The organism is Aliiroseovarius sp. B-4 (assembly GCF_056857795.1).
The window spans coordinates 116,057-142,262 of sequence record NZ_JBSXNV010000027.1 but is presented as its reverse complement, the minus strand read 5'-3'; the positions used below and the strand labels follow the sequence as shown (position 1 = coordinate 142,262).

The 26,206-nt window shown below is 59.5% G+C and carries 26 protein-coding genes; 12 read left to right on the top strand and 14 right to left on the bottom strand.

The genetic code is table 11. The features are described 5' to 3' along the window. Positions 1-333: 333 nt before the first annotated feature. The 3 genes from AC13C8_RS03160 (at position 334) to AC13C8_RS03150 (ending at position 1,359) form a co-directional block, all read left to right on the top strand. Positions 334-585, top strand: a complete 252-nt coding sequence (locus tag AC13C8_RS03160) for a hypothetical protein (RefSeq protein WP_482846344.1) — start codon at positions 334-336, stop codon at positions 583-585. A 124-nt stretch (positions 586-709) separates the two neighbouring features. Continuing rightward, the gene (locus tag AC13C8_RS03155; RefSeq protein ID WP_073038001.1) at positions 710-967 is read left to right on the top strand and encodes a helix-turn-helix domain-containing protein; all 258 of its coding nucleotides are present in this window, start codon (positions 710-712) and stop codon (positions 965-967) included. Positions 968-1,134: 167 nt separating this feature from the next. Then, on the top strand, positions 1,135-1,359 hold the full coding sequence (locus tag AC13C8_RS03150; protein ID WP_073038003.1) for a hypothetical protein: 225 nt from the start codon (positions 1,135-1,137) through the stop codon (positions 1,357-1,359). Positions 1,360-1,461: 102 nt separating this feature from the next. Here the strand turns inward: AC13C8_RS03150 and AC13C8_RS03145 are convergent, their stop codons facing one another. After that, positions 1,462-2,217, bottom strand: a complete 756-nt coding sequence (locus AC13C8_RS03145; RefSeq protein ID WP_188745050.1) for a hypothetical protein — start codon at positions 2,215-2,217, stop codon at positions 1,462-1,464. Between the two features lie 203 nt (positions 2,218-2,420). Here AC13C8_RS03145 and AC13C8_RS03140 point away from each other — a divergent pair, with 203 nt between their 5' ends. The 8 genes from AC13C8_RS03140 to AC13C8_RS03105 all read left to right on the top strand — a co-directional run bounded on the left by AC13C8_RS03140 (position 2,421) and on the right by AC13C8_RS03105 (position 11,309). Then, positions 2,421-2,669 (top strand): FitA-like ribbon-helix-helix domain-containing protein, encoded by a 249-nt coding sequence (locus tag AC13C8_RS03140; protein ID WP_073038005.1) that lies wholly within the window; start codon positions 2,421-2,423, stop codon positions 2,667-2,669. A 3-nt stretch (positions 2,670-2,672) separates the two neighbouring features. Next, on the top strand, positions 2,673-3,095 hold the full coding sequence (locus AC13C8_RS03135) for a type II toxin-antitoxin system VapC family toxin (protein ID WP_073038006.1): 423 nt from the start codon (positions 2,673-2,675) through the stop codon (positions 3,093-3,095). Next, complete coding sequence (locus tag AC13C8_RS03130; RefSeq protein WP_073038008.1) at positions 3,092-5,839, top strand: DNA methyltransferase; 2,748 nt, start codon at positions 3,092-3,094, stop codon at positions 5,837-5,839. The genes AC13C8_RS03135 and AC13C8_RS03130 overlap by 4 nt, the downstream gene beginning before the upstream one ends. A 10-nt stretch (positions 5,840-5,849) precedes the next feature. Next, a complete protein-coding gene (locus tag AC13C8_RS03125; RefSeq protein ID WP_073038010.1) occupies positions 5,850-6,284 on the top strand; it encodes a hypothetical protein in 435 nt (144 codons plus the stop codon). Beyond that, entirely contained in the window at positions 6,281-6,430 is a 150-nt protein-coding gene (locus tag AC13C8_RS03120) for a hypothetical protein (RefSeq protein ID WP_159437890.1), read from the top strand. Before AC13C8_RS03125 ends, AC13C8_RS03120 begins: the two co-directional genes overlap by 4 nt. Then, on the top strand, positions 6,427-7,899 hold the full coding sequence (locus tag AC13C8_RS03115) for an ATP-binding protein (RefSeq protein WP_084729414.1): 1,473 nt from the start codon (positions 6,427-6,429) through the stop codon (positions 7,897-7,899). The genes AC13C8_RS03120 and AC13C8_RS03115 overlap by 4 nt, the downstream gene beginning before the upstream one ends. Before the next feature lie 175 nt (positions 7,900-8,074). Continuing rightward, the gene (locus tag AC13C8_RS03110; protein WP_482846343.1) at positions 8,075-10,123 is read left to right on the top strand and encodes a pseudomurein-binding repeat-containing protein; all 2,049 of its coding nucleotides are present in this window, start codon (positions 8,075-8,077) and stop codon (positions 10,121-10,123) included. Further along, positions 10,116-11,309 (top strand): GIY-YIG nuclease family protein, encoded by a 1,194-nt coding sequence (locus tag AC13C8_RS03105; protein WP_073038014.1) that lies wholly within the window; start codon positions 10,116-10,118, stop codon positions 11,307-11,309. Before AC13C8_RS03110 ends, AC13C8_RS03105 begins: the two co-directional genes overlap by 8 nt. On the opposite strand, the gene AC13C8_RS03100 is transcribed toward AC13C8_RS03105, so the two are convergent. The 10 genes from AC13C8_RS03100 to AC13C8_RS03055 form a co-directional block, all read right to left on the bottom strand. Beyond that, the gene (locus AC13C8_RS03100) at positions 11,290-11,448 is read right to left on the bottom strand and encodes a hypothetical protein (RefSeq protein ID WP_229709628.1); all 159 of its coding nucleotides are present in this window, start codon (positions 11,446-11,448) and stop codon (positions 11,290-11,292) included. The two genes, AC13C8_RS03105 and AC13C8_RS03100, sit on opposite strands and share 20 nt — an antisense overlap. A 140-nt stretch (positions 11,449-11,588) precedes the next feature. Further along, complete coding sequence (locus tag AC13C8_RS03095; RefSeq protein WP_234163393.1) at positions 11,589-12,422, bottom strand: MBL fold metallo-hydrolase; 834 nt, start codon at positions 12,420-12,422, stop codon at positions 11,589-11,591. Positions 12,423-12,608: 186 nt separating this feature from the next. Then, entirely contained in the window at positions 12,609-13,175 is a 567-nt protein-coding gene (locus tag AC13C8_RS03090; protein WP_136340106.1) for a biotin transporter BioY, read from the bottom strand. A 47-nt stretch (positions 13,176-13,222) separates the two neighbouring features. Continuing rightward, positions 13,223-14,389, bottom strand: coding sequence for an acyl-CoA dehydrogenase family protein (locus AC13C8_RS03085; RefSeq protein ID WP_152467144.1), 1,167 nt, complete (start codon positions 14,387-14,389; stop codon positions 13,223-13,225). After that, positions 14,386-16,401: an ATP-binding protein gene (locus AC13C8_RS03080; protein WP_276155040.1), complete on the bottom strand. Its 2,016-nt coding sequence runs from the start codon at positions 16,399-16,401 to the stop codon at positions 14,386-14,388. The genes AC13C8_RS03085 and AC13C8_RS03080 overlap by 4 nt, the downstream gene beginning before the upstream one ends. Then, entirely contained in the window at positions 16,386-17,180 is a 795-nt protein-coding gene (locus tag AC13C8_RS03075; RefSeq protein ID WP_028288551.1) for a crotonase/enoyl-CoA hydratase family protein, read from the bottom strand. The genes AC13C8_RS03080 and AC13C8_RS03075 overlap by 16 nt, the downstream gene beginning before the upstream one ends. A gap of 9 nt (positions 17,181-17,189) precedes the next feature. Then, positions 17,190-18,788 (bottom strand): acyl-CoA carboxylase subunit beta, encoded by a 1,599-nt coding sequence (locus tag AC13C8_RS03070; RefSeq protein WP_043753606.1) that lies wholly within the window; start codon positions 18,786-18,788, stop codon positions 17,190-17,192. 4 nt (positions 18,789-18,792) lie between these two features. After that, positions 18,793-19,422, bottom strand: coding sequence for a TetR/AcrR family transcriptional regulator (locus tag AC13C8_RS03065; protein WP_197918523.1), 630 nt, complete (start codon positions 19,420-19,422; stop codon positions 18,793-18,795). Positions 19,423-19,602: 180 nt separating this feature from the next. Beyond that, a complete protein-coding gene (locus tag AC13C8_RS03060) occupies positions 19,603-20,433 on the bottom strand; it encodes an SDR family NAD(P)-dependent oxidoreductase (protein WP_027264429.1) in 831 nt (276 codons plus the stop codon). A 24-nt stretch (positions 20,434-20,457) separates the two neighbouring features. After that, positions 20,458-21,642, bottom strand: a complete 1,185-nt coding sequence (locus AC13C8_RS03055) for a lipid-transfer protein (protein WP_152467141.1) — start codon at positions 21,640-21,642, stop codon at positions 20,458-20,460. A gap of 253 nt (positions 21,643-21,895) precedes the next feature. On the opposite strand from AC13C8_RS03055, the gene AC13C8_RS03050 reads away from it, so the two are divergent. Continuing rightward, a complete protein-coding gene (locus AC13C8_RS03050; protein ID WP_043753615.1) occupies positions 21,896-22,507 on the top strand; it encodes an acyltransferase in 612 nt (203 codons plus the stop codon). A 111-nt stretch (positions 22,508-22,618) separates the two neighbouring features. Here the strand turns inward: AC13C8_RS03050 and AC13C8_RS03045 are convergent, their stop codons facing one another. The 3 genes from AC13C8_RS03045 to AC13C8_RS03035 are packed head-to-tail and all read right to left on the bottom strand — an operon-like array spanning position 22,619 to position 26,201. Further along, positions 22,619-24,226 carry an acyl-CoA carboxylase subunit beta gene (locus AC13C8_RS03045; RefSeq protein ID WP_043753618.1) on the bottom strand — a complete coding sequence of 536 codons (1,608 nt, stop codon included), beginning with the start codon at positions 24,224-24,226 and terminating at the stop codon, positions 22,619-22,621. A 2-nt stretch (positions 24,227-24,228) separates the two neighbouring features. Further along, positions 24,229-24,732, bottom strand: coding sequence for an acyl-CoA carboxylase biotin carboxyl carrier protein subunit (locus AC13C8_RS03040; protein WP_232237131.1), 504 nt, complete (start codon positions 24,730-24,732; stop codon positions 24,229-24,231). Next, positions 24,732-26,201 carry an acetyl-CoA carboxylase biotin carboxylase subunit gene (locus tag AC13C8_RS03035; RefSeq protein WP_136340206.1) on the bottom strand — a complete coding sequence of 490 codons (1,470 nt, stop codon included), beginning with the start codon at positions 26,199-26,201 and terminating at the stop codon, positions 24,732-24,734. Before AC13C8_RS03035 ends, AC13C8_RS03040 begins: the two co-directional genes overlap by 1 nt. Positions 26,202-26,206 lie beyond the last annotated feature (5 nt).

Here is a 26,206-nt window from a genome sequence, read left to right as displayed (position 1 = left end):
TAGCTGGGGCCTTTCTTATGTGCCGACTCCTGGCACAGGATTTCTGCGCTATAGCCGCTTTCCACGAGCTCGCGGAACCTGGCTTCCGTAACCACATTTGGTGCTTCGATGTCCCAGTTCATGGCCCGGCTCACGCTTTCTTCGAAGACGCAACGCCCGGGCATTCCTACTTGAAGCCCAGAGTTACGATAGTATACTATCAACCGCAAGATGTAATATCGTGCTTTAGCTGTAGTTTGGTCACGCAGACACTAGTCACGGCCAGTGTCTGCGATCAAGGAGATAACAGGTTTGAGAAACCCAAGGTTGACATGCCTGCTCCCATTGCAAGCTATGGTCCTTCTGATCTGCGTTCCCGGGCCGGTTTTGGCGGAATCCTGCTTCGCCCCGGCCCGTCCTTTCCTGCCAATCGATTCGCAGGCAGCGCGGGAATATGCAGACATCATCCGTGGCGATTTCGAAGACTACATCCAGGATATCCAGAGCTACTTCCGTTGCCTCGACAGCGAACGCGCCCGCGCTTTCGAGGAAGCGCGCGAAGTCAGCGAGGACTATGGCCGATTTCTGCAATTGGTAGGGGATTGATGGGCAACCTCGGGAGCATCAGACTTGCAGCCCATGGAAACCAGACGCCGATAACACCCTCATATATCTACTTTTTAGATAACAGATTTCATCCGCTAGCGACGTCACAAAAGGTATGTGACGCGTGGCAAAGACAATCAGAAGCACGGGACAGGTGGCACTCTGCCAAGCATTGGTCGACGCCCGCATCAAGGCGGGACTCGGTCAGGAGGACTTGGCGATCAAGCTCAAGTGCCATCAATCCCTCGTGGCGCGCATTGAAAGCGGCCAGCGCCGAGTCGACGTCGTCGAGCTGGTCGTTCTTGCGCGCGCCATCGGCTTTGACCCCTTCGAGGTTTTGGCGATCGTCGAAGCCGCCACGGAGCCCGACCACAGGATTTAAGCAATTTCATCAATCGAGAACACGGGAGCTGACTTCTCCCAATGTGAATTCGTTACCGCGAGGAAGAACAGTAACCGATATTAACGAGGCCCGGCATACGGTTGCAGCAAACGCTTTGGGATTTGAGCTGCTATCCGCAACGCCGAATTGCAGGAAGTTAATAGACAGTGAATGAAGATAAGGTCGAAGGCGTCGCGATCGCCAATTTGATTGCAGCCGATGAAGAAACCATTGTCGGCTGGGTTTATCGCTGGAACACAGGTGCGCTGGCCGTCCGGTGGGATATGCATGGCCCACAGCGCGTCTCAAAGATTTACCCGGATCTCTGCGATGCCGATAAAGCTGAAATCGACTTCGCGTCTCTCACGCAGCTGATTTGTCGCGACGACTGACATGGAAGAATATGGCCTTTATGGCCCTCGAATGTATGCTTGTGCCTGCGTTGCAGGTTTGATTGCGCAAAGGGCCTGCCCGACTCCGCTGAGACTCAACAGTCAGTAATTGACCTGCTCGAAGCCGTAATTCCCGCTATAATCACGCCAGTCTACGAAGACCGATCTTTGAAAAATACTCGGGCAGTGCTCGCCCCATCCCTCAAGACCGGCATGCGCAGCAGGCAGCGCTGCGGGTGACGACGTATTCCAAGAAAAATCGCCCTGGATCCCGTAGGTGCCGAGGACAACGACGGCACTGCGGTTGCAGTCGCCATCTCGCCCGGATTCGTGCTGTCGGGCATAACGAACGTCAAAAACGCGGATCGAACGCACGAAATTGAATTCCGGCCCGCTGATATCGATGTCGGCGCGGTCTTCTGCGAGCTGGAGGGCGTAATCAGCCCGCACGAGGTTCCCCCAGACAGCGTCGGAGCCTTTCAGCCCGAGCATTCCGCCTGCCTCGGCTGCCTGATCGAAGAGCGGGGCTGAAGAGTTTGGTGGGGTTCCTGAACCACCATATAGGGCATCGAAGATCCGGTCCGTGGGGCGCGACCTGGCAGGCCCATCGTAAGACGCACCCATGGGGCAGCGCCAAATCTGCAGCGGCGGCTCCACCGGCCAAGGTGTGATGCGCCGGATGAACTCGGCCCGCGCGCGTGCGCATGGCACGGAAGCCGGCCACCCACCGGACAAACACAGCAGGATGGCGCAATCGATCTGATAGGTTTGAGCGCGGGCTTGCGTCGGAACTGTTGGCCCGGTCAAGGCGAGAGCTAAAAAGGCCGCCAGAGGGAGGTTTTTGAATTCGAAACGCATGGCAAGGACCCTTGATGATCTTCACTCAGCATACATACGAAAATATACTATTGCAACATTGGTGATGTGTATTGCGGTTGCGGTGGTCGGCAAGATCGCGAGCCGACAGCCTCGCCCAGCAAACCTTAGTAAAAACCATGCGTTCCAGCGATTAGCCTTGATCGCATTGATTGCGATGATTACACTCCTTTCAGGAGGATTTCATGGCAAGCATTACCATCCGGAACCTAGACGATGACGTGAAGCGGCGCCTTCGCATCCGCGCGGCCGAACATGGCCGTTCAATGGAAGAGGAGGCGCGCGAGATCTTGCGCCACGTCGTCGGCGAAGCGAAGCCCTCCCACGATCTTGCCGCGGCCATCCGCGCACGGGTCGCGCCTCTGGGCGGCATTGATCTGGACCTTCCGCAGCGAGAGGCCATGCGTGAGCCACCCGCATTCGACCGGGCCTGACGCATGATCATCCTCGACACGAACGTCATCTCCGAGCTGTTGCGCCCGGCCCCGGAGCCCAGGGTCGAGCAATGGCTGTCGGCCCAGGACGGGTTCAACGTCTATCTGACCTCGATATCGGAGGCGGAGTTGCGCTACGGTCTCGCGATCATGGGGAACGGCAAGCGCCGCGCCGCGCTGGTTGACGCCGTGGACCGGATCTTGCGCGAGGACCTGGCCGGTCGGATCCTGCCCTTCGACAGCGCCGCCGCGCTGTCCTACGCCTCCATCGCCGCTGCACGACGGTCCGCCGGGCGACCGATCGCTCAGGCCGATTGCCAGATCGCATCCATTGCCCACGCCTGCGGCGCCACGGTCGCCACACGCAATACGCCTGACTTCGAGGGTTGCGATATCGACCTCATCAACCCCTGGACTGCCGCATGAACGCCGTTGAAATCGAACAAGCCATTTCCGAACTTGCCGAGCAGCCCTTCGACGCGGCAGAGTTCCCCTATGCCTTCCTCATGGCCTTCGGCAACAAGGACACGACCATCAAGCGGCTGCGTACCGGCGCTTCGAACAAGTCCGACCTTGGCGGCGTCCTGCAGACCAACAACATCCATCTTGCGACCTGTGCCACGGGTGACATCGCGGCGACGCTCACCGCCCTTCGCGACAGCCCTGCCACCACCCGCGCAAAGGCGAAGTTCATCCTCGCCACCGATGGCATCGACCTCGAGGCCGAGGATATCACCACCGGCGAAACCATCGCCTGCCGCTACACCGATTTCCCCGACCATTTCGGCTTCTTCCTGCCGCTCGCCGGCATCTCTACCGTCAAGCAGATCCGCGAAAGTGCGTTTGACATCCGCGCCACCAGCCGCCTCAACCGGCTCTATGTCGAACTGATCAAGGACAACCCCGACTGGGGCAGCGCCGAGAAACGCCACGACATGAACCACTTCATGGCGCGGCTGATCTTCTGCTTCTTCGCCGAAGACACCGACATCTTCGTCAGCGACAACCTGTTCACCGCCACCATCGACCAGATGGCGAACCGCGACGGGTCGAACACGCACGAAGTCATCGGCGAGATTTTCCGTGCGATGAACACCGCCATCCCGAAAAGGGCCGAGGCCAAGCTGCCCCGATGGGCCGATGCCTTTCCCTATGTGAACGGCGGGCTCTTCTCGGGCAGCACCGAAGCCCCGCGCTTTTCCAAGATCGCGCAGCGTTATCTGTCCCATATCGGCAGCCTCGACTGGACGCAGATCAACCCCGACATTTTCGGCTCGATGATCCAGGCCGTCGCGGATGAGGAGGAACGCTCGGTCCTCGGCATGCACTACACGTCCGTGCCGAACATTCTGAAGGTGCTGAACCCGCTCTTCCTCGATGATCTGCGGGCAGAACTGGAGGCGGCGGGCGACAACGCCCGCAAGCTGGCCAATCTGCGCGCCCGCATGGCCAAGATCCGAGTGTTCGACCCCGCCTGCGGGTCGGGCAACTTCCTTGTGATCGCCTACAAGGAAATGCGCGCGATCGAGTATGAGATCAACAAGCGCCGGGGCGAGCCGCTGCGCCGCACCGACATTCCCCTGACCAACTATCGCGGGATCGAACTACGCGACTTCTCGGCCGAGATCGCGCGGCTGGCGCTGATCATCGCGGAATACCAATGTGACGTGACCTATCGCGGCCAGAAAGAGGCGCTGGCCGAATTCCTGCCGCTGGACGCGCAGAACTGGATCACCTGTGGCAACGCTCTGCGGCTGGACTGGCTGTCGGTCTGCCCGCCCACGGGGACGGGGGTGAAGTTTCAGGCCGAAGACCTGTTCATGTCGCCGCTGGATCAGGCGCAGATCGACTTCGCGAACGAAGGGGGCGAGACCTATATCTGTGGGAACCCGCCTTATCTCGGCTACACATGGCAGAGCAAAAAGCAGAAAGAAGAAATAAAACGGATATTTAGTGGTCGATCATCATCGCCAGGGTTTCTGGACTACGTTTCAGGTTGGTTCATGAAGGCGGCGGAGTGGCTTACTTTTTCTCCCGGTCGAGCAGCGCTCGTTTCAACAAACTCAATCTGCCAAGGGCAGTCCGTCCCTCTTATGTGGCCTGCGATTTTTTCCCTAGGCGCAGAAATTGAATTTGCGCATACTTCATTCAAATGGGCCAATTTGGCGAGCCATAATGCTGGCATAACGGTTGTGATTGTTGGCCTGTCGATAGGAAGCAGCAAAACAAAAGTGCTTTATGAGATTGGACCTGACGGGGCATCAGTTGCACGTCACGGGACAATTATTTCTCCGTATTTGACTCTGGGAACCAAGACTGTTGTTGAGAAGGCGCGCAGCCCTCTGTCAGATGTTTCCATAATGGAATTCGGCAACAAACCGAGCGACGGCGGAAATCTTTTGCTAACAGCAGAGGAGGTTGAGAACCTTCCGCTGGATCAAGCCCAGAGAGATAGATTTCTGCGTCGGATATACGGTTCGCAAGAATTCATCAGTGGGCTGGTCCGATATTGCATATGGGTCGAAGACAAACACCTTGCTGAGGCCATGCGAATTCCCGCTTTGGCCAATAGGATAGAGCGAGTTCGCGAGTTGCGGCTGGCAAGTAGGGATAAAGGAGCTAATGCGCTTGCGAGGCGGGCGCACCAACTTAAGTTAATGAGGATTGGTCAGTCGCATGCGATTGCAGTCGCGGCGATCTCGTCAGAGAATCGGGAGTATTTGCCATGTGGACTTCTTACAGCGCGTGAAACAACCACAAACAAACTCTTTGCCCTCTACGACGCCCCGCTCTGGAACATGGCTCTGATCGCTTCGCGCCTGCATTGGGTCTGGATCGGCACGGTTTGCGTCCGGATGCGAACAGATTTCAGCTATTCCAACACTCTCGGTTGGAACACCTTCCCCGTCCCCAAACTGACCGAGAAAAACCGTGCCGATCTGACAGCGGCGGCGGAAGGCATCCTTCTGGCCCGCGAGGCGCATTTCCCCGCCACCATTGCCGACCTCTACGACCCCGAAAAGATGCCCGAAAACCTGCGCGCCGCCCATGACCACAACGACGAGGTTCTGGAACGCATCTACATCGGCCGCCGCTTCCGCAACGACACCGAACGGCTGGAAAAACTGTTCGAGATGTATACGCGGATGACGACGAAGGTGAGCGCATGAGGTATCTGTCATGGCTCTAGAATACTACCGCGATCTTTTCCACATGGCTGTTTGTGACATGGCCAAGTCATCCGACAAGTTCAGCGAAAGACTTCGCGTTGCTTGGGTTAATTATCTCTACAAAATACATTGGTCAGAGCTTGAGGCGATGCTGATGGAAGAAGACCTTCCCCTCTTCAAGAAGTTGAAGAAACGACTGCGGGATGATCTGAAAAAGGATGTGGAGCGGAAAAAGAAGCTGTTGCTCGAACAGACGGCAAATGCGCCTAGGCCGCTGTCGGAGGAACAGGCTTCAAACTATGCAAATGCTGAAACCGTCATCAGGGCAATGAACGGGAAACGGGCGTCACATACAGTCAGCGTGATAGTCGATTTCTACTCTGCAATTTGTCAAACAGTGGATTATCAGCGCGAATTCTCAAAAGGGAGGCAAGGCCAGTCATGACCAAAGGTGTACCCTCCGTCTCCGTCAAATACGCCGCCAATGGCAGCTCGACCAAGTCGAACGAGCTGGGCATGCGCGCGATGCAAGAACGCGCTTATGAGAAGCACCGGTCGGGCGTGATGGGTCAGAAAGTGAACATACCATGACCCTTGACCCTATCATGAGCGCGGAACGCACCCGCAGGCTGGTGGACGATCTACGCGCCAAACCGGCGGAAACCACCTGGATCGAGTTCAAGGAAAACAACGCCGACGGACCGTTGATCGGCAAGCTGATCTCTGCCTTGTCCAATGCCGCACGGCTGGCCGATCAGCACTTCGCCTATGTGGTCTGGGGGGTGCGAGACGGCGATCATGCGGCTGTCGGCACAGTTTTTGAGCCGACAGTGAAGAAGGAGAAGGGGCAGCCGCTGGAATTGTGGATTGCGAACCACCTATCACCAAGCATCGAGTTTCGTTTCGAAGAAGTCGATCACGATGGGGGGCGCCTGATCCTGCTGACCATCCCCGCCGCCGCAACCGCCCCGGTAGAATTTGACCGTACAGCCTATTTGCGCATCGGCAGCGCCACGCCGCGCCTCTCCGACCATCCGGAACGCCTGCGTTCCCTCTGGGCCAAGTTACAGCCCTACGCTTGGGAAACAGGGATCGCAGCGCAGTTCCTAACCGGCGACGACGTTCTTGAGCGGCTGAATTACGCCAACTACTTCGATCTTACGGGCCAGCCCTTGCCGGATAACAGGCAGGGGATCTTTGACAGGCTATTGGCGGATCGCCTGATCCAGAAAGATGTAAGCGACCGCTGGAACATTACCAATCTGGGCGCAATCCTGTATGCCAAGAAACTTTCCGATTTCGGCCCCTCTGTAGAGCGCAAAGGGGTTCGTTTCGTGGCCTATGCTGGCACCGGACGTGCAGATGACGTGAGCCACCGCCAGGACGGCCAGCGCGGCTATGCAGCGGGATTTCAGGGGCTGGTGGATTACATCGACGGCCTTCTGCCCCGCAACGAATTGATTGGTAAAGCATTCCGCGAGGAGCGACCGCTTTACCCGTCGATAGCGATCCGCGAATTGATCGCCAACGCATTGATCCACCAAGACATGACAATTACCGGTGCAGGACCACTCATCGAGTTGTTCAGTGATCGAATGGAGATCACGAACCCGGGCGCCCCCTTGGTTAGCCCCGACCGGTTTTTGGACTCGCCGCCGCGTTCCCGAAATGAAGCCCTTGCGTCGTTGATGCGGCGCATGAAACTTTGCGAAGAACAAGGCACCGGCATCGACAAGGTGATCTCGGCTGTTGAGCTACACCAGTTGCCGCCACCAGATTTCCGCATGGAGGGAGACGCCGTGCGCGTGGTTCTGTTTGCACCACGCCGCTTTGCGGACATGACACCGGAAGAAGCCGTGCGAGCGTGTTACCAACATGCCGCGCTCAAATACGTAGGCGGTCAAAAGATGACGAACGCGACACTTCGGGAGCGGCTTGGCATCGACGACCAGAACGCTGCGCAGGCATCGCGGGTTATTCGCGCAACGCTGGATGCTGATCTGATCCGTCCTGCGGATGCTGAACGCCCTCGGGCCGGATATGTCCCCTCATGGGCGTGACAGGGACAACATTTGATCGGGTTTTGATTGTGCGTATGTGGGCTAGAGGGCGTAAATTGGAAAATACATATAAATCATACTGTTACGATAGGCAGGGTGCGGTATCGCTACTTGATCGGGTTTTGATTGCCTGCCCCAAAGCGAATGATTCCGCGCCCCTCAGAAGGAAAACATCATGACACAGCAGGTTCCTTCCGTCTCTGTCAATTACGCGGCCAATGGAAGCTCGACCAAATCGAACGAGCTTGGTATGCGCGAAATGCAAGAGGGTGCCTATGAGAAGCGAGGCGAGCAATACCTGCTGATCAAGTCGCCGCCGGCATCTGGCAAGAGCCGCGCGCTCATGTTCATCGCACTCGACAAGCTGCACAATCAAGGCCTGCGCCAGGCCATCGTCGTGGTGCCAGAAAAATCCATCGGGTCCAGCTTCAACGACGAGCCGCTGAGCAAGTACGGCTTCTGGGCAGACTGGACAGTGCAACCGCGATGGAACCTGTGCAACGCTCCCGGCGGGGATGACGGCAAGGTCGGCGCTGTCAGCAAATTCCTGGCGAGCGACGACAAGATTCTGGTCTGCACCCACGCGACCTTTCGGTTCGCCGTGGACAAGTTCGGGATTGAAACGTTTGATGATCGGCTCATCGCGGTAGATGAGTTTCACCACGTCTCTGCCAACCCTGATAACAAGCTGGGCACGCATCTGGGCGCACTGGTCGCGCGCGACAAGGTGCATCTGGTTGCGATGACCGGGTCCTATTTCCGCGGCGATGCCGAAGCCGTTCTGTCGCCCGAAGATGAGGCAAAGTTCGATACCTTCACCTATACCTACTATCAGCAGTTGAATGGTTACAAATACCTCAAGACGCTCGACATCGGGTATTTCTTCTATTCCGGGTCCTATGCGGACGACATCCTCAAGGTTTTGGATCCGACCGAGAAGACGATCCTTCACATCCCGAACGTGAACTCGCGCGAAAGCACCAAGGACAAGCATCGCGAGGTCGAGCATATCATCGATGCCTTGGGCGATTGGCAGGGAGCGGATCCCATCACGGGCTTTCAGCTGGTCAAGACGCCCGACGAGCGAGTCTTACGCATCGCCGATCTGGTGGACGACGAGCCATCCAAGCGTGACAAGGTTTCCGCCGCGCTGAAAGACTCCACGCAGAAGAACAACCGCGATCATGTCGACATCATCATCGCCCTGGGTATGGCGAAAGAAGGGTTCGATTGGATCTGGTGCGAACACGCCCTGACGGTGGGTTATCGCGCCAGCCTGACGGAGATCGTGCAGATCATCGGCCGCGCCACCCGCGATGCCGAGGGCAAGACCCGAGCGCGGTTCAACAACCTTATCGCGGAGCCCGACGCCGCGGCCGAAGCCGTGACCGAGGCAGTCAACGATACACTGAAGGCGATCGCTGCAAGCCTGCTGATGGAGCAGGTGCTGGCCCCACGTTTCAACTTCACGCCCAAGACCGTGAAAAGTGGCCCTGTCGAAGGGTTCGATTACGGCGAGGGCGGCTATGACCCCAACAAAGAGAACGTTGGCTTCAGCGAGGCCAGCGGGCAGTTCCAGATCGAAATCAAAGGCCTGGTCGAACCCAAGAGCAAGGAAGCCAAGCGCATCTGCCAAGAGGACCTCAATGAGGTGATCACAGCTTTCGTTCAGGACAAGACTACGATCGAACGGGGTCTCTTCGACGAAGAGCTGGTGCCGGAGGAACTGACGCAGGTCCGCATGGGCAAGATTGTCGGTGCCAGGTTCCCAGAGCTAGATGCAGAGGATCAGGAAGCGGTGCGCCAACACGCAGTTGCTGCGCTGAACCTGACCCAAAAGGCGAAAGAGATCGCGCTGTCGAACCGCGATGACACAGAAACAACCGGCAATACCGCCTTGATCGACGGGGTGCGCAAATTCGCAATGGACGTGCGCGAACTCGACATCGATCTGATTGATCGCATCAACCCGTTCGGCGAAGCCTACTCGATTCTGGCAAAGACGATGAGCGAGGAAAGCCTTCGGCAGGTCCAGGCCGTCATCTCGGCGAAAAAGGTGCAACTGTCACCGGACGAGGCGCGAGATCTGGCGAAACGCGCCGTCAAGTTCAAGCAGGAGCGGGGCCGTCTGCCTTCCATCGCATCGCCTGATCCGTGGGAGAAGAAAATGGCCGAAGGCGTCGCCTATCTCGCGCGCATGAAGCAGGAGGCTGCCAATGGCTAAGGGTTTCACCGACGAAGATGATGCCCTCCTTGCTGAGCTTGGCGTCGAGGTTGAGGTCAAAAAGCAGCTCAGCCGCACACCACGCGAAGAACGCATCATCGCAGGTTTTGAGGAAATCTTGCGATTTGCAGATGAGCATGGCCGGCCTCCCCAGCACGGGGAGGATCGTGATATCTTTGAATGCCTCTACGCCGTGCGTCTTGATCGGATCCGTGACTTGCAGGAATGCCGCGACCTCCTTGCCCCACTCGACGAGCAGGGTCTCCTAGCAAACACCCCTACGCCCTCAGCATCAGACTCCGATTACCTCGATGACGATGCCCTCCTCGCCGAACTGGGCGTGGAAGTTGCTAAATCACCCCTCACGGAATTGAAGCATGTCCGGTCAACAGCCGAGAAAAAGGCCGCCGATGAAGTCGCAAACCGCGAGAAATGCGAGGATTTCGCGACGTTCAAACCCTTGTTCGAGCAGGTCCAGAAAGAACTGGATAGCGGCTTGCGCGAAACCCGCCTGTTCGAGATGAAAGCCGAGATCGAGAAGGGACGCTTCTTCATTGTCAGCGGTCAAAAAGCCTATGTCGCGGACAAGGGCGAGACCATCACCAACGAGCAAGGTCGCACGGATGCGCGTCTGCGGGTGATTTTCGACAATGGCACCGAGAGCAACATGCTGATGCGCTCGCTCCAGCGTGCGTTGAACAAGGACGACGCCGGACGCCGGATCACTGACCCATCGGCAGGCCCGCTTTTTTCAGACCAGACAATCGATGGGGATGAAGCGAGCGGGATCATCTATGTGCTTCGCAGCAAATCCGATCATCCACTCGTCACAGAAAACCGGGAACTGGTGCACAAGATCGGTGTCACCAATATGAGCGTCGAAAAGCGGATCGCTGGCGCGCATCTGCAGCCGACGTTTCTAATGTCGAATGTCGAGGTGGTTGCGACATATGAACTCTACAACATCAACCGGTCCAAGCTGGAAAACCTGATCCATCGCATTTTCGAACCCGCACGGCTCGAAATCGAGATCATGGATCGCTTTGGACGGCCTGTGGTCCCGCGAGAATGGTTCCTCGTACCTCTCTTTGTCATAAACGACGCTGTGGAAAAGATCAGGGACGGCACAATAACCAGCTATCGCTATGATCCCCACGCTGCCGAACTCAAACAGATTTCGGGGTAGACGCCGCAATGGATGCTGCGTGTCGCTTTATGGCACCCTCGACCAGCGGGATGTTGGCGGTCCTGCTGCTCATATCGGCAAGGCCGACGATGATCTTGAAATCACGCAGCTTGAGCACGCTGCGGCTGATGACGAGCATATTGTTGTCTCCCCAGTCAGGGAGCAACCGCCCGGGAGACCCGGGCTTCGCACCAGCCATTACGTCGCTTCTAGGAACCTTCCTTGCTGAGTGCTTCCATGAGATAGCAGTCGGCCAAGAGTAAAGTCGCATAATGAAGTTTATGTTAATTTCCAGGCCTCGCCATCTTGTACCACCCGCGACTCAGACAACAGCTTCTCCAGATGCGCCGCAACGTTTCGTTCTGCGGCCATTGCGATATGTGGGTCGGTTTTCTGGTAGACGGAAGCGGCGATATTCTGGACCGAATCCGGGGTGTTTGAGAGGTGGGCGAGGATCTCCGCCTCGCGACGCATGCGGTTGGAAAGCAACCGTTTGACGTAAGGTTGCGGATCCCGGAGTATAGGTCCGTGCCCCGGAAAGTAGATCCTATCGTCGCGCTCAATCAGCCGCTGTAGCTGCGCGCAGTAGTCGTGCATGTTTCCGTCAGGGGGGCTGACGATCGAACTGTTCCAACTCATAACGTGGTCGCCCGTGAAGAGCACTCCGTCAGGTCTCGCGAAACAAAGGTGGTCGCTCGCGTGACCAGGTGTGTGCAGGACGGTAAGACCGGCAATGACCTGTCCGTCCTCCAGAAACCGGTCAGGTCGAAATGCATCGTCAGGGAATGCCCGTGAGGCATAAACAGGTGCGTCTGTCCGTGCTCGCAGGGCTGGGACGACTCCAAAATGATCAGAATGGTGGTGTGTGAGCAGAATCCCGGATGGTTTGGCCCCCAAATTTTTGATGATTGCCTCGAAATGTGTACTGTCTTCTGCTGGGCCGGGGTCGATTATGAACCGACCATCAGGCGTATCAATGATGTAGCTATTTGTCCCGTGGTAGGTCATCTTTCCGGGATTGTTCGCGACGATCCTCAGAATTCCAGGGGCCAATTCGACTCCCTTCGCGCGGCAAGGCTCCGGCTCTGAGAAAAACATGCTGCTTCTTTTCATTGTGTGCGACCAGGTATTGATTGCGAACAATTTGGTTCGCACAGTTTTGCGCATTGCTCTCGCATGGCGCCGGAAACCTCAGGCTGGCGTCCGGTGCCTGTCAAATCCGGCATCGGACCATTTCAACTTATATTGGACCAAGACCGTATGAGACTGAAACAGTCTGATACAGTCTTGGGCTGGCAGTCACACAGCGCGGCGATTATGGTAAGCAGTATACAGAACTACAGCAATTGTCGCCTTCGTCAGATCCCCGAGAAGGAACGGGTAAAGACCGGCGTTCAGCAACTTTTCGCCATAGCCGACAAAGCCACCCAACCAGAACAGCCCTGCGCAATACATGAGTATCGAGCCCAAAAAGACCGCGACAGATGCTCTGAATGAAGGCCAAAGTCCTTGCAGTGCTTGAACAACCCAACCGGCAGCCGCCGCTGCAAGTGCGAAGCCTATCAGGTATCCGCCTGTGGGACCCGCAATATACGCCAGTCCGGCCGGAGCCGGAGGCGTGCCTGCGAAGACCGGCAGGCCAAGCAGACCTTCAAAAAGGTATGTCACAACAACAAGACTACTGCGCACCGGCCCCAGGAAAAGGCCCAGACCCAAGACAACCAGGGTCTGTGTAGACATAGGTACGGGGTAGAACGGCACCACGATTTTGGCGGATAGTGCCAAAAGAATTGTGCCGACGAGTATTATCGAGATTTCTCGGGTCAGTCTTGCGACTGATTGGCTTTGAGTGGTTTCCAGATTCATCTTTTTCGTCCTTGTTTCTGAAGATTGTTATTTTTTGGATAGTAAGCTCACATGCGCTTGGCGACTTCTTCCAACATGACTTCGCTCGCCCCGCCGCCGATGGCCTGCACACGGGCATCGCGTGACATGCGTTCCACCGGTGTTTCGCGCATATAACCCATGCCGCCGTGAAACTGGACGCAGTCATAAAGCACGCTGTTCACCAGTTCGCCGCAATAGGCTTTGACCATTGAGACCTCTTTCACGCAGTCACCGCCCGCGGCATCCAGACCGGCGGCGTGATAGACCAGCTGACGTCCTGCCGCGATCCGCGTCTGACAGTCGGCCAGCCGTTGGCGCACGGCCTGCTTGTCCCACAGAACGCCGCCAAAGGCCCTGCGCTGCTTGACGTAATCCACGGTCATGTCCAGCGCGGTTTGCGCTTCGGCACAGGCCATCGCACCCAGGACGATGCGTTCGTTCTGGAAGTTCTTCATCACCGAATAGAAGCCGCGGTTGACCTCGCCCAGAACGTTTTCGGCCGGGATGCGGACATCTTCGAAGATCAGTTCGGCAGTGTCCGAGCACAGCCAGCCGGTCTTGTTCAACGCCCGTCCGACCGAAAAGCCCGGCGTGCCTTTTTCGACCGCAAACATGGTGATCCCGCGCGACCCCTTGGCATCGGGATCGGTCTTGGCGCCGACAAAGTAGAGATCGCCATGCACGCCGTTGGTGATGAACATCTTGGTGCCGTTCAGCACCCAATCCGACCCGTCCCGCACCGCGCGGGTGCGCATGCCGGCCACGTCCGAGCCCGCGCCCGGCTCGGTCACGGCGACGGCGGTGATCATTTCGCCAGAGGTGATCGACGGCATCCACCGCGCCTTCTGTTCGGGCGTGCCGGCGTTTTCCAGATGCGGCGAGGCCATGTCGGTGTGGACCAGAACCGTGGCCGAGAATCCGCCGAAGGTGGATCGCCCGACCTCTTCGGCCAAAACCACGCTGGACATCACGTCCAGCCCCGCGCCGCCATACTGTTCGTCATAGCGCATCCCCAGAACGCCGAGATCACCCATCCGGCGCAGCACGTCGCGGGGCACCATGCCCTCCTCCTCCCAGGGCTCGGCCTTGGCGGTCACCTCGGTTTCGATGAACCGGCGCAGCTGGTCGCGGATCAAGTTGAGGTCTTCGTTGAACGGGCCGGAGGCCGCGGTGATGTTGTCTTGTCTGGTCATGTGTTTTCCTCTGGATCGAGTTTGATAAGTGGGGCGTGCCCGGCAACCGTGTCGCCCGGTGCACAATAGATTTCCGTCACTACGCCCGCGACCGGCGCGGGCAGGCTTTGCAACAGCTTCATGGCCTCAAGCACCACAAGCGTGTCACCGGCTTTAACGCGGTCGCCGCGTGCGACACGCACCTCGGCAACGGCGCCGGGCATGGGTGCGGACAACAGGTCAGCGACGCCAGACCCGCCGGTGGCACGTTGCAGATGCTGGTCTTCCAGCGTGCGCAGGTCTGTCGCGGTCATTCCGGCAGGGGTTTGCAGGTGCACCCGCCAGTGACCCGGCGCGCGCGAGACATAGGCGGTGCGCGAAAACGGAACCCCGTCGATGCGTCCGCTCAGACGGCATCCTGTTAAGGCGGCACTCTCGACCGCGATGGTCTGGCCGTCCAGTTGTACGGCTGTCAACACCGACCCGGAGCCGTTTACGCGGATCGGGTCGTCTTTGGTCGTCTCCCAATAGGATGCTGCACCGGGCCACCCCGCAGGGGCCGTGAGCCGCCATGACCCCAGGCTTTCCCAGGGCGACGCGCCCGCCGGGGCGAGATGCAGATGCAGCGCCATCGCGGCAAGGGCCATGTCCCGGGGATCAGCGGACGGTTCAGTCCAGCCGCCTGGAAACATCTCGGGCAGGCCTGAGGTATGGTGCCGGAACGCCTCAAAATCCGGGTGTGTCAGCAACGCGCGCTGATAGGCCAGGTTCAGACCGACGCCACCGACTGCAAAGGCATCCATTGCGACAACCGCCCGGCGGATCGCACCGGCCCGATCCGGCGCGTGGACGATCAGCTTGGCAATCATCGAATCGTAATGGTGGCTGACGACCGAGCCTGCCTCGACCCCGGTATCGAGCCGCACGCCGGCGGGCGGAGCCCAAAGGCTGATCTCGCCCGTTTCGGGGCGGAAATTCTCGGCCGGGTTTTCGGCGGCGATGCGGATTTCAATGGCGTGCCCGTCAAACTGCACATCGCCTTGCGTCAGCGCCAGCGGCTCGCCCCGCGCGATGCGCAACTGCCATTCGACCAGATCGATGCCGGTGATCGCCTCGGTCACGGGGTGTTCCACCTGCAACCGGGTATTCATTTCCAGAAAGTAGTATTCACCGCGCCCGGGGTCATAGAGGTATTCCACCGTCCCGGCGGAGCGATAGCCGATCGCCTGCGCCAACCGCACCGCTGCCGCACGCATGCGGTCGCGCACAGCCTCGGGAAGATCGGCGGCGGGGGCTTCTTCGATCAGCTTTTGGTGGTTGCGTTGCAGCGAACAATCGCGGTCGCCCAGATGCAGCACGGTGCCGTGAGTGTCGCCCAGAACCTGCACTTCGACGTGGCGGGCACGGGGTGCATAGCGTTCGAGGAACACCGCCGGATCGTCGAAGGCGCTCTGCGCTTCGGCCCGGGCAGATGCAATCGCTTCGGGTGCGTCGCCCGGATCGGAGACCAGCCGCATCCCGCGTCCGCCGCCGCCGGCGCTGGCCTTGACCAGAAAGGGGGTGCCTAGCGCCTCGGCCTCTTGCAGCAGGCGCGCGTCGGACTGATCCTCGCCTCGATAGCCGGGCAGGACGGGCACGCCTGCGGCTTCGGCGGCAGCCTTGGCCTCGATCTTGGAGCCCATCCGCGCGATAGCGTCGGGTTCCGGCCCGATGAACACAAGGCCCGCCGCCTCGACCGCCGCCGCGAAACCGGCATTCTCAGACAGAAAACCATAGCCCGGGTGCACCGCACACGCGCCCGTCGCCCGCGCGGCCTCAAGGATGGCCTCGACGTTCAAATAACTGTCCGACGGGGCGGCCCCACCGATGCAGACGGCATGATCGGCCTCGGCCACGAAGGGCGCGTCGCGGTCCGCGTCCGAAAACACCGCTACGTTTTCCAGCCCCAGTTTGCGGCACCCGCGCTGGATGCGCCGGGCAATCTCGCCCCGGTTGGCGATCAGAACGCGGGTGAAGCTCATTTCACCCGCCATGACGGAACGCCCTTGTTGATGAAACTGTTGATGCCTTCGATACCTTCCTCAGTCTCCCACGCATCGGCCAGCCGGTCGGCGGTGTAGATCATGTTGGTCTCCAGATCGTGGGACGCGACATAGGCGATCAGCGCCTTGGTATCGGCCACGGCACCCGGCGCGGCCTGAAGGTGATCATGCACCACCCGGTTCACCGTGGCGTCCAGGTCGCCCGGCGCGACAACCTCGGTCAACAGACCGATCCGCTCGGCGCGGGCCGTGTCGAACAACGCCCCCGACAGCATGGTTTCACGCGAATGCACCTTGCCGATGCGGGCCACCACATAAGGCGATATATTCGCGGGCAGAAGGCCCAGTTTTACCTCGGTCAGACCGAAGCGCGCGCCTTCGGCGCCGATGGTGTAGTCGCAGACGGAGATCATGCCGACACCGCCACCGTAAGCCGGGCCGTTGATCCTCCCGATCAAGGGTTTGGGCAGCGTGTCAAGACGGCGCAACAGCCGCGCCAGCGTGGCGCTTTGTGCGACCCTTTCACTACGGGTTTTCTCGACATTAGAGGCGAACCAGTTGAAATCGCCGCCCGCGCAGAAGCTCTTGCCCGCGCCGGTCAGGACCACAATACGCACATCGTCATCTGCAGCCAGCTTTTCGGCGGCATCGTATAGCTCTGCGATCAATTCGCCATTCAGCGCATTGTGTTTGTCGGGGCGGTTGAGCGTCAGCGTGGCGACGCCACGCGCATCGGTTTCGATAAGGATCGTGTTGTAGGTATTGGTCAACTTGAAGCCTCACATTCTGAATACAGGCGTATGGCGACCGGCTTCGGGCACCGATGTCACGATGGCCAGACACAGGCCAAGGATATCGCGGGTTTGCGCGGGTTCGATCAGCCCGTCATCCCAAAGCCGCGAGGTGGCATAATAGGGATCGGACTGTTCACCGTACTGGGCCCGAACCTGCTCCTCGATCAGCTTCATGTCGGCCTCCATCTTGCCCGGGTCGCCCCCTTTCTGGCGGCGCAGTTCCAGCATCACATTTGTGGCGATGTCGGCAGACATGGTGGCCAGTTCCGCCGTGGGCCAGGCAAAGAGAAAATTCGGGGCGAAACCACGTCCGCACATGCCGTAGTTGCCTGCCCCGTATGAGCCGCCCAAGAGGACCGACAGGCGCGGCACCTTGGCAACCGACATGGCATAGACCAGCTTGGCGCTGTCTTTGGCAATGCCGCCGCGCTCGGCTTCGGTGCCGACCATGAAGCCCGAGATGTTGTGGAGGAACAAAAGCGGGATGTTGCGTTGATCGCACATCGACACGAATTGCGCGCCCTTGAGCGAACTGTCGGACACAAGCGCCCCATTATTTGCGAGAATGCCCACTCGATAGCCGTGAATCCGCGCGGTGCCGCAGACCAGCGTCTCACCCCATCCGGGCTTGAATTCGCGGAATTCGCCGGCGTCGATCATGCGCAGCAGAACCTCGCGCATGTCATAGGGCTGTTTGCGATCGGCGCTGATGACGCCAAGCAGTTCCTCTGGGTTGCGCGCCGGCGGCGCGCAGGTTGCATCGGGACCCATCGGGCGCGACAGGCCCAGTTCGGATACGATGTCGCGCATCAGAGCAAGCGCATGATACTCGTCCTCGGCCAGATGGTCAGACACACCGGAGACGCGCGAATGCATCTCGGCCCCCCCCAATGTTTCTCCATCAACCTCTTCGTTGATCGCCACCTTGACGATCGAGGGGCCGCCCAGATGGATGCGTGCGTTGCCGCGTACCATGATGACTTCGTCCGACAGGGCCGGGATATAGGCCCCACCGGCCGTGCAGCCTCCAAAGACCGCCGAGATCTGCGGCAGGCCGCTCGCGGACATGTTGGTTTGACGATAAAAGGAATTGCCGAAATGGCGGGCATCGGGGAAAACCCGGTCCTGCTCTGGCAGATAGGCACCGCCGCAATCCACCAGATAGAGGCAGGGCAGCCGGTTCTCGGCTGCGATTTCCTGGGCGCGGATGTGTTTCTGCACGGTTTCGTGATAGAAAGACCCACCCTTCACTGTCGCATCGTTGGCGATCACAACGCAGGGCAGCCCGTGGACGATCCCGATACCGGTCACGATCCCCGCACCGGGCACCTCGCCCCCGTATTGACCGTAGGCGGCAAGCGACGACAGCTCAAGAAACGCAGTGCCCGGATCCACCAGCAGGTCGATCCGTTCGCGGACCAACAGCTTGCCGCGCTTGCGATGCCGCGCGACCATATCGGGGCGGCCGCCAGCCGTTGCTTCGGCGATCCGCGCACGCAGCGTTTCGACGCGCTCGCTTTGTGCGGCGTGGTTGCGGGTGTAGGTCTCTGATGCGGTCAGCACCGCTGTTTCAAGACGTGCCATGAAGTCAGGTATCCTGTCTTTGGAGTATCCCGTTGAGGAACACATCGGCATAGGTGCGTGACAACGCATCGGCGCTACCGCGGTCCGGGTCGAACCAATCGAGCGTGGCGTTCAATGTACCGATCAGCATCAGGCGCAGGCGACGGATATCGACGTCTTGCTTCAGCGTGCCATCTTTCTTAAGCTGGGACAGAAGACTGTCCCACTCTGCCTCATAGGCCCTGCGCGTGGGCAAGTTGGCATCCCGGACGGATTGCGGCACCTGCCCGAAAATACGCACATTCGCCGATGTATAATCGCTCACATCAATAAGCGCGCGCAGATGCGCCCGGATCGCGGCGCGCAGTACCGTTTCGCCGTCGGCATCGGCCCGCAGGTCGGTGACGGCGTCTCTCATGCTCTCGTGAACGACTCGAATCCCTGCATCAAGAACGGCCGCGACGATCTCGTCCTTGGAACCGAAATGATAATATATGCTACCCGCCTTGATCCCGGCGGCCTCGGCAATTTTTCGGAGCGAAACGGACCCGTAGCCTTGTTCGCGGAAAAGCCGCGCGGCAATGTCCAGCACCCCATCCCGTCCAACCGCGCTGCGCGATGTCTCGTTGATTTTGATTGCCGTGTTTTGTGCCATATACTTTCGTATCGCCCCAACGCCTAACTAACGCCTGTTAGGTTAATAACGCAAATGAGTAAATCGTCGTGATCGTGCCAGACTAGAGTTTGCGGAAAATTCCGCATTGGCGACCGCCAAGAGGCCGCCCAGACATTAATGTGCTTGCCCGGACCCCGTCATCGGGTCCGGGCAAATGCCTTAGATCACGAAACCGCCACCGCAGATGACGTGCTGGCCTGAAATGAAGTTCGATTCCGGCGCACAGAACAGATAGACGGCACCGGCAGCTTCTTCCGGAGTGCCGACCCGGCCCAGCGGGATCATGCGCTCCATCTGGGACAGGAGATCGGGATTCACGCCGACCTTGATCTCTTTTTCTTCGACCTTGATCGTGCTGTCGCCATCCGCGCTGCCTTCGGTCAAGCGGGTGCGAATCGGGCCGAAGGCGACGGCGTTGACGTTGACCTTATAGCGGCCCCATTCCTTGGCCATCGTCCGGGTGACCCCTAGGATACCGGCCTTTGCGGCGGAATAGTTGATCTGGCCAGCATTGCCGCCGGTCCCTGCGATGGACGAGATGTTGACCACCTTGCGGAACACCTCTTGCCCGGCGGCGGCCTCTTCCTTGGCCTTGGCGCTGATCACCGGCTGGGCAGCGCGCAGGATCTTGAAAGGTGCCGTCAGGTGGACGTCGATGATCGCCTGCCACTGTTCGTCGGACATCTTCTGAACGACGCTATCCCAAGTGTAGCCTGCGTTGTTCACGATGATGTCTAACCCGCCAAAGCTGTCCACGCCGGTCTTGATGAACCGTTCGGCAAAACCGTCTTCGGTGACGCTGCCGGCACAGACCACGGCCTCAGCTCCCATTGCGCGCACCGCCTCGGCGGTTTCATTGGCCGGATCCGCATCCAGATCGTTGATCACCAGCCGGGCCCCTTCCGAGGCCAGTTTGAGAGCGATTTCGCGGCCAATGCCCCGGCCCGAGCCCGAGACCAGCGCCACGCGCCCGTCGAGTTTTCCAGTCATATTGATTCCTCCCGAAAGGCGCTATCAGGCTTTTTCATAAAGCGTGGTGACGCAGGCCCCGCCGAGGCCCAGATTGTGCTGAAGCGCCAGACGTGCGCCATCAACCTGGCGCGCATCTGCCTGGCCGCGAAGCTGCTGAACGAGCTCGGTACATTGCGCTAGGCCGGTCGCCCCAAGCGGATGGCCTTTGGACAAAAGACCGCCCGACGGGTTGGTCACGTATTTTCCGCCGTAGGTGTTGTCGCCATCATCAACGAATTTCGCCGCTTCGCCGCGACCGCAAAGGCCAAGCGCCTCATAGGTGATAAGCTCGTTGTGGGCGAAACAGTCGTGCAGTTCGACCACATCCACGTCCTCGGGCCCGATGCCCGCGTCCTCGTAAACCTGATCGGCGGCGCGCTTGGCCATCGAAAAGCCGACCACTTCGCGCATGTCATGGGCTTCGAAAGTTTCCGGTCCGTCTGTTGTCATGGCCTGCGCCGCGATCCGAACGGAACTGTCCAATCCGTGCTTGTCGGCGAATTCCTTGGAACAAATGATCGCCGCCGCCGCGCCACAGGTTGGCGGACAGGCCATGAGCTTGGTCATGACGCCGGGCCAGACGACCTGGGCGGCCATGACATCTTCCGCCGTCACCTCCTGCCGGAACAGGGCAACCGGATTCTTCGCAGCATGTCGGCTGGCCTTGGCGCGGATCTTGGCGAAGGTCTCGACGGGTGTGCCGAACTCGTCCATATGCGCCTTGCCCGCACCGCCAAAGTACCGCAGTGCCAGCGGGATTTCGGAACGGCCAACCAGATCGTCGGTTTCACTGTCGAATGCCGCAAACGGGCTGACCCGGTCATGGAACATCGCACCGATTGCGCCGGGCTGCATCTGTTCGAACCCAAGTGCCAGAGCACATTCGACCGCGCCGCTTTCAACTGCCTGCCTGGCCAGGAACAGGGCGGACGATCCGGTCGAGCAGTTGTTGTTCACATTCAGAACCGGGATGCCTGTCATTCCGACATGGTACAGGGCGCGCTGACCGCAGGTGCTGTCGCCATAGACATAGCCAACATAGGCCTGTTGGACTTTATCATAATCCAACCCCGCGTCTGCCAGAGCGGACCGGGTCGCAGCGGTCGCCATCACATCGTAGCTTTCGGATTTTCCCGGCTTCTGGAACGGGACCATCCCAACGCCTGCAACATAGGCTTTGTCTGTCATTTCTCTCTCTCCCAAGTTCGGTCAGGCCACCCTAATCGGTCCGCCAGCCTATTTTCTACCATTTGTTAGATTTTAAATCCCAACCTTGGGAAGTGTCAATATCGCCAAGCTGTGACGTAGGGAGCTTGCGCTATTTTCTAACTTGTGTTTGTTTTCGGGCCACACGCCCTGATCGGCGGCACAATTGAGGGATTCTGGTCCCGGCGCAACCGCTGACAAGCGTTTAGCACTCAGCTTACGAAAGGTGGTCGGAATGGCATACTGTTATGAGTTCAAGGGTTTTATACCCGTCGTGCCCGAGGATACATATGTCCACCCCCAGGCCGTTCTGATCGGAAATGTCATCTTGGGTCATGGATGCTACATCGGCCCCGGAGCAAGCTTGCGGGGCGATTTCGGCAGGATCGTGATCGGGGATGGAGCCAATGTTCAGGACAATTGCATCATCCATTCCTTTCCCGGCCGCGACGCCGTGGTGGAAAGCGACGGCCACATCGGCCATGGCGCGATCCTGCACGGTTGCACAGTGGGCCGGAACGCTCTGGTCGGAATGAATTCCGTCATTATGGATGGTGTAGAGCTTGGGGCGGAATCGATTGTCGGCGCGCAGGCGTTTGTGCGTGGCGAAACCGTGATTCCGCCGCGTTCGATGGTGGTGGGATCGCCGGCAAAGGTGATCCGCGAGGTCAGCGAGAAAGAAATCGCGTGGAAAACGCGCGGCACCGCGGAATACCAGCAACTTGCGCGCGACTGTCTGGCCGGATTGACGCCGGTCGAGCCGCTGAAGGCGGTCGAGGCAAACCGGCCCGGCATGGCGGCCTCTGACGTCGTCTCCATTCAGGAGGCGCGGCGGACATCGTCCTGACCGGTCCGGGAACCGGACCGGTCAGGACTACTTCAGATTCCGAAAGCACCAGATGGAAGCGCCTTGACGCGGAACGGCACTCCCCGACCCGGTGTGCCGTCCCTCAAGCCTTTACAGACGGAAGATCCCGTAGTGCGGATCGTCGATCGGTGCATTGAGCGAGGCAGAAATCGACATGCCAAGCGCGTTGCGTGTGTCCGCCGGATCGAGGATGCCGTCGTCCCACAATTCCGAGGTCGAGGTATAAGCCTCGACATCGCGCTTGTATTTTTCCAGCACCGGTTCGCGGATCGCGGCGATTTCTTCTTCGGTCAGCTCTTTGCCTTCGCGCTGAAGCTGCCGAATCTTGACGTCCGCCATGGTATTTGCGGCCTGATCCGCCCCCATCACGCCGATCTCGGCCTGGGGCCACATGAACAGCGTGCGCGCGTCCCAGGCCCGTCCGCACATCCCGTAGTTGCCGGCCCCGTAAGACGCATTGGCGATCACGGTAAACTTCGGCACGACCGAGCCGCCCTGCGCCATCAGCATCTTGGCGCCATCCTTGGCGATGCCTCGTTCTTCGTATTCGCGGCCCACCATATAGCCGGTGATGTTCTGGAAAAAGACCAGAGGCGTGCGGTTCTGGTTGCACAACTGCATGAAATGCGCTGCCTTGAGCGAACTGTCGTTGAACAGCACCCCGTTGTTGGCAAGGATGCCGACCTTGTAACCCCAGATATGGGCAAAGCCGCAAACCATCGTGGTGCCATAGTCGGGCTGGTATTCGTGAAAGCGCGAGCCATCGACGATCCGCGCCAGAACCTCGCGCATATCAAACTGGGTTTTCCGGTCCTTGGGGATGATCCCATAAAGCTCCTTGGGGTCGTAGTATGGCTCTTCAAAAGCGGCGGTTTCGATGATCGTTTTCGGGGTGCGCATCCATTGGCTGACAATCTCGCGCGCCAGTGAAAAGGCGTGTTGTTCGGTCGCGGCGCGATAGTCGCCGGTGCCCGATACCGAGGTGTGCATGACCGCGCCGCCAAGCTCCTGAACACCGACCTCTTCGCCGGTAGCCGCCTTGACCAGCGGGGGACCGCCAAGGAAAATCGCGCCTGTGCCTTCGATGATGATGTTGTAGTCGCTCAGCGTCGGCACATAGGCACCGCCAGCCGTGCAGTGTCCGCCGACCACGGCAATCTGCGGGATATTGGCCTGGCTCAGCTTGACCTGGTTGCGGAACACCCGCCCGCCCAGATACCGGTCGGGAAACACCCCGTGCTGCAGCGGCAGGAAACCGCCCGCGCTGTCGCAGATATGGATGACCGGCAGACGGTTTTCCAGCGCGACATCCAGAAGACGCACGACCTTTTTCACGGTATGCGGATACCAGGCACCGCCCTTGACGCTGGCATCATTGGCATGAATGGCGACCTCGCGGCCTTGCACGATGCCGATCCCCGTAACCACGCCTGCGCCGGGCACCACCCCGTCATATTCACGACAGGCCGCCAGGGTTGAAAATTCCAAAAACGGAGTGCCGGGGTCCAGCAGCAGTTTCAACCGCTCGCGCACGCCCAGTTTGTTCTGGCGGGCGAGGCGGTCGATATCGCGTTGCGGACGTTCGAAACGCGCCGCGTGCTGGCGAGCGTGGAATTCCTTCAGCCGTTCAGACATGGCGGCGAAATTTGCCTTGTAGTCGGCGGCATTGGTGTCGATCTGACTTTCAATTCTGCGCATGGTCACTCCTCCTCCGGAGCCAATTGGGCCAGGATGTCTTTCAGACCAAAACTGTCGCCTTCGGCGAATGGCATTTCGGCAACGACCCCGTCGCGCGGCGCCGTCAGTGTGGTTTCCAACTTCATGCTTTCGATCACCAGAAGTGGCTGGCCTTCTTCAACCGCATCGCCGGGTTTAACCGCAACTGACACCACGACACCCGGCATGGGCGCCACCAATCGGTCGTCGCTCGCGCCACCGTCGCTTCCGGCCAGGCGTTCGGCGGGATCAACCCGCCCGACTTCGTAGGTTCGCCCGTCCATGTGCACAAAAGTTGCTTCCGGCCCCACGGCCAGTCGCAATTCGCGCACAACACCCTTGGCCCGCAGCTTGTAACCGCCCGGCAGACCCGTCGGATCCAATTGGCAGGCAACAGCGCCAGTGGGGGTGTTGAGCACGAACCGGCTGCCATCATGACCCAGCCAGCAATCAGTCTCTTCTCCGTCGATCTGAAAAATCCGTTGCATCAGTTTCTCCACCCACCCATCTTGCGGTACATTTCCGGTATCTGCATTACGTCACTCACCAGGCGCTCGTCCGATAGGGCCGCCGCCGCTATCAGCAAGTCAGAGACATCTTCGCCCGGCGCGGTTAGCGTTTCGGATTGTTCAGCCAGGAAGCCAGTTGAAACGTCACCAGAGGCGAAATCCGGATGTGCAAGGATTGCATCCAGGTAACCGGTGTTGGTCGTTACCCCGAGAATCACATAGCTTTGCACCGCGCTCCGGGCACGGGCGATGGCCTGCGCGCGATCCGGGCCATGCACGATCAGCTTGGACAACATCGGGTCGAAGTCGGTCGTTACCTTGCCGCCATCCAGAATGCCGCTGTCTACGCGGATCCCCTCGCCCTGGGGTTCGTCCAGCAGCAGGATATTGCCGATCGCGGGGCGAAAATCGGCGGTCGCATCCTCGGCACAGATGCGCAGTTCGATCGAGTGTCCGGTTTGGGGAATATCCGCCTGCACGGCGCTCAGCCCGTCGCCCGCCGCGACACGCAGCTGCTCGGCAACCAGATCAAAGCCGGTTACCATCTCGGTCACCGGATGTTCGACCTGAAGGCGGGTGTTCATTTCCAGGAAATAAAAGGCCCCATCCTGTGCATAGATGAATTCGACAGTCCCTGCCCCGCGGTATTTGACGGCGCGGGCAATTCCGGCAGCGGTCTCGCAGATCTCATCCCGTTGCTCGGGGGTCAGCGCCGGTGACGGCGTTTCCTCGATAATCTTCTGGAACCGGCGCTGGATCGAACATTCACGTTCCCAGAAATGGACCACGTTGCCCTGTCCGTCGCCCATCACCTGCACCTCGATATGGCGCGGGCGTTCGATATAGCGTTCGACGAAAAGCCGCCCGTCGCCGAAATATCGTTCGCCTTCGCGGCGCGCGGTTTCGATTTCGGTCTCCAGCGTGCTGTCCTCGCGTACGACGCGCATGCCCTTGCCGCCACCGCCGGCCGAGGGCTTGATGAGCAGCGGATAGCCAACGGCGCGGGCGCGTTCGACAAAGCTCGCCGGATCATCATCCTCGATGGCCGAGGGGGCGACGGGAAACCCGCGTTCCTCGACGAAGGCGCGGGCGCGGACCTTGTCCCCCATCAGGTCGATGACCTCGGACGTCGGGCCGACAAAGGTCACTCCGGCTTTTTCCAGCGCCGCGACAAAACCGGCATTCTCTGACAGAAAGCCATAGCCGGGATGAACCGCGTCCGCGCCGATCCCTTTGGCGGCTTCGACGATCTGAGGAATATCGAGATAGGCGGCCACGGGCGTCGGGCCGTCGATCATCACGACCTCATCTGCGATCAGATGCGCCGGCCCCTCTTGCTCGGCGACATGACGCAACACGGCAGTCGCAAGCCCGCGGGCCTTAGCGGTGCGCAACACGCGCGCCGCGATCTCGCCCCGATTGGCGACCAGGAGTTTCGAAATGGTCATGGTGT

Bases quoted from the DNA above. Each gene is read 5' to 3' on its own strand.
- AC13C8_RS03115 (WP_084729414.1), top strand. From the start codon at position 6,427: ATGACCCTTGACCCTATCATGAGCGCGGAACGCACCCGCAGGCTGGTG.
- AC13C8_RS03125 (WP_073038010.1), top strand. From the start codon at position 5,850: ATGGCTCTAGAATACTACCGCGATCTTTTCCACATGGCTGTTTGTGAC.
- AC13C8_RS03050 (WP_043753615.1), top strand. From the start codon at position 21,896: ATGGCATACTGTTATGAGTTCAAGGGTTTTATACCCGTCGTGCCCGAG.
- AC13C8_RS03065 (WP_197918523.1), bottom strand. From the start codon at position 19,422: ATGGCACAAAACACGGCAATCAAAATCAACGAGACATCGCGCAGCGCG.
- AC13C8_RS03145 (WP_188745050.1), bottom strand. From the start codon at position 2,217: ATGCGTTTCGAATTCAAAAACCTCCCTCTGGCGGCCTTTTTAGCTCTC.
- AC13C8_RS03110 (WP_482846343.1), top strand. From the start codon at position 8,075: ATGACACAGCAGGTTCCTTCCGTCTCTGTCAATTACGCGGCCAATGGA.
- AC13C8_RS03120 (WP_159437890.1), top strand. From the start codon at position 6,281: ATGACCAAAGGTGTACCCTCCGTCTCCGTCAAATACGCCGCCAATGGC.
- AC13C8_RS03035 (WP_136340206.1), bottom strand. From the start codon at position 26,201: ATGACCATTTCGAAACTCCTGGTCGCCAATCGGGGCGAGATCGCGGCG.
- AC13C8_RS03070 (WP_043753606.1), bottom strand. From the start codon at position 18,788: ATGGCACGTCTTGAAACAGCGGTGCTGACCGCATCAGAGACCTACACC.
- AC13C8_RS03130 (WP_073038008.1), top strand. From the start codon at position 3,092: ATGAACGCCGTTGAAATCGAACAAGCCATTTCCGAACTTGCCGAGCAG.
- AC13C8_RS03135 (WP_073038006.1), top strand. From the start codon at position 2,673: ATGATCATCCTCGACACGAACGTCATCTCCGAGCTGTTGCGCCCGGCC.
- AC13C8_RS03095 (WP_234163393.1), bottom strand. From the start codon at position 12,422: ATGAAAAGAAGCAGCATGTTTTTCTCAGAGCCGGAGCCTTGCCGCGCG.
- AC13C8_RS03055 (WP_152467141.1), bottom strand. From the start codon at position 21,642: ATGACAGACAAAGCCTATGTTGCAGGCGTTGGGATGGTCCCGTTCCAG.
- AC13C8_RS03090 (WP_136340106.1), bottom strand. From the start codon at position 13,175: ATGAATCTGGAAACCACTCAAAGCCAATCAGTCGCAAGACTGACCCGA.
- AC13C8_RS03105 (WP_073038014.1), top strand. From the start codon at position 10,116: ATGGCTAAGGGTTTCACCGACGAAGATGATGCCCTCCTTGCTGAGCTT.
- AC13C8_RS03040 (WP_232237131.1), bottom strand. From the start codon at position 24,732: ATGCAACGGATTTTTCAGATCGACGGAGAAGAGACTGATTGCTGGCTG.
- AC13C8_RS03140 (WP_073038005.1), top strand. From the start codon at position 2,421: ATGGCAAGCATTACCATCCGGAACCTAGACGATGACGTGAAGCGGCGC.
- AC13C8_RS03080 (WP_276155040.1), bottom strand. From the start codon at position 16,401: ATGGCGGGTGAAATGAGCTTCACCCGCGTTCTGATCGCCAACCGGGGC.
- AC13C8_RS03160 (WP_482846344.1), top strand. From the start codon at position 334: ATGGTCCTTCTGATCTGCGTTCCCGGGCCGGTTTTGGCGGAATCCTGC.
- AC13C8_RS03100 (WP_229709628.1), bottom strand. From the start codon at position 11,448: ATGCTCGTCATCAGCCGCAGCGTGCTCAAGCTGCGTGATTTCAAGATC.
- AC13C8_RS03045 (WP_043753618.1), bottom strand. From the start codon at position 24,226: ATGCGCAGAATTGAAAGTCAGATCGACACCAATGCCGCCGACTACAAG.
- AC13C8_RS03085 (WP_152467144.1), bottom strand. From the start codon at position 14,389: ATGACCAGACAAGACAACATCACCGCGGCCTCCGGCCCGTTCAACGAA.
- AC13C8_RS03060 (WP_027264429.1), bottom strand. From the start codon at position 20,433: ATGACTGGAAAACTCGACGGGCGCGTGGCGCTGGTCTCGGGCTCGGGC.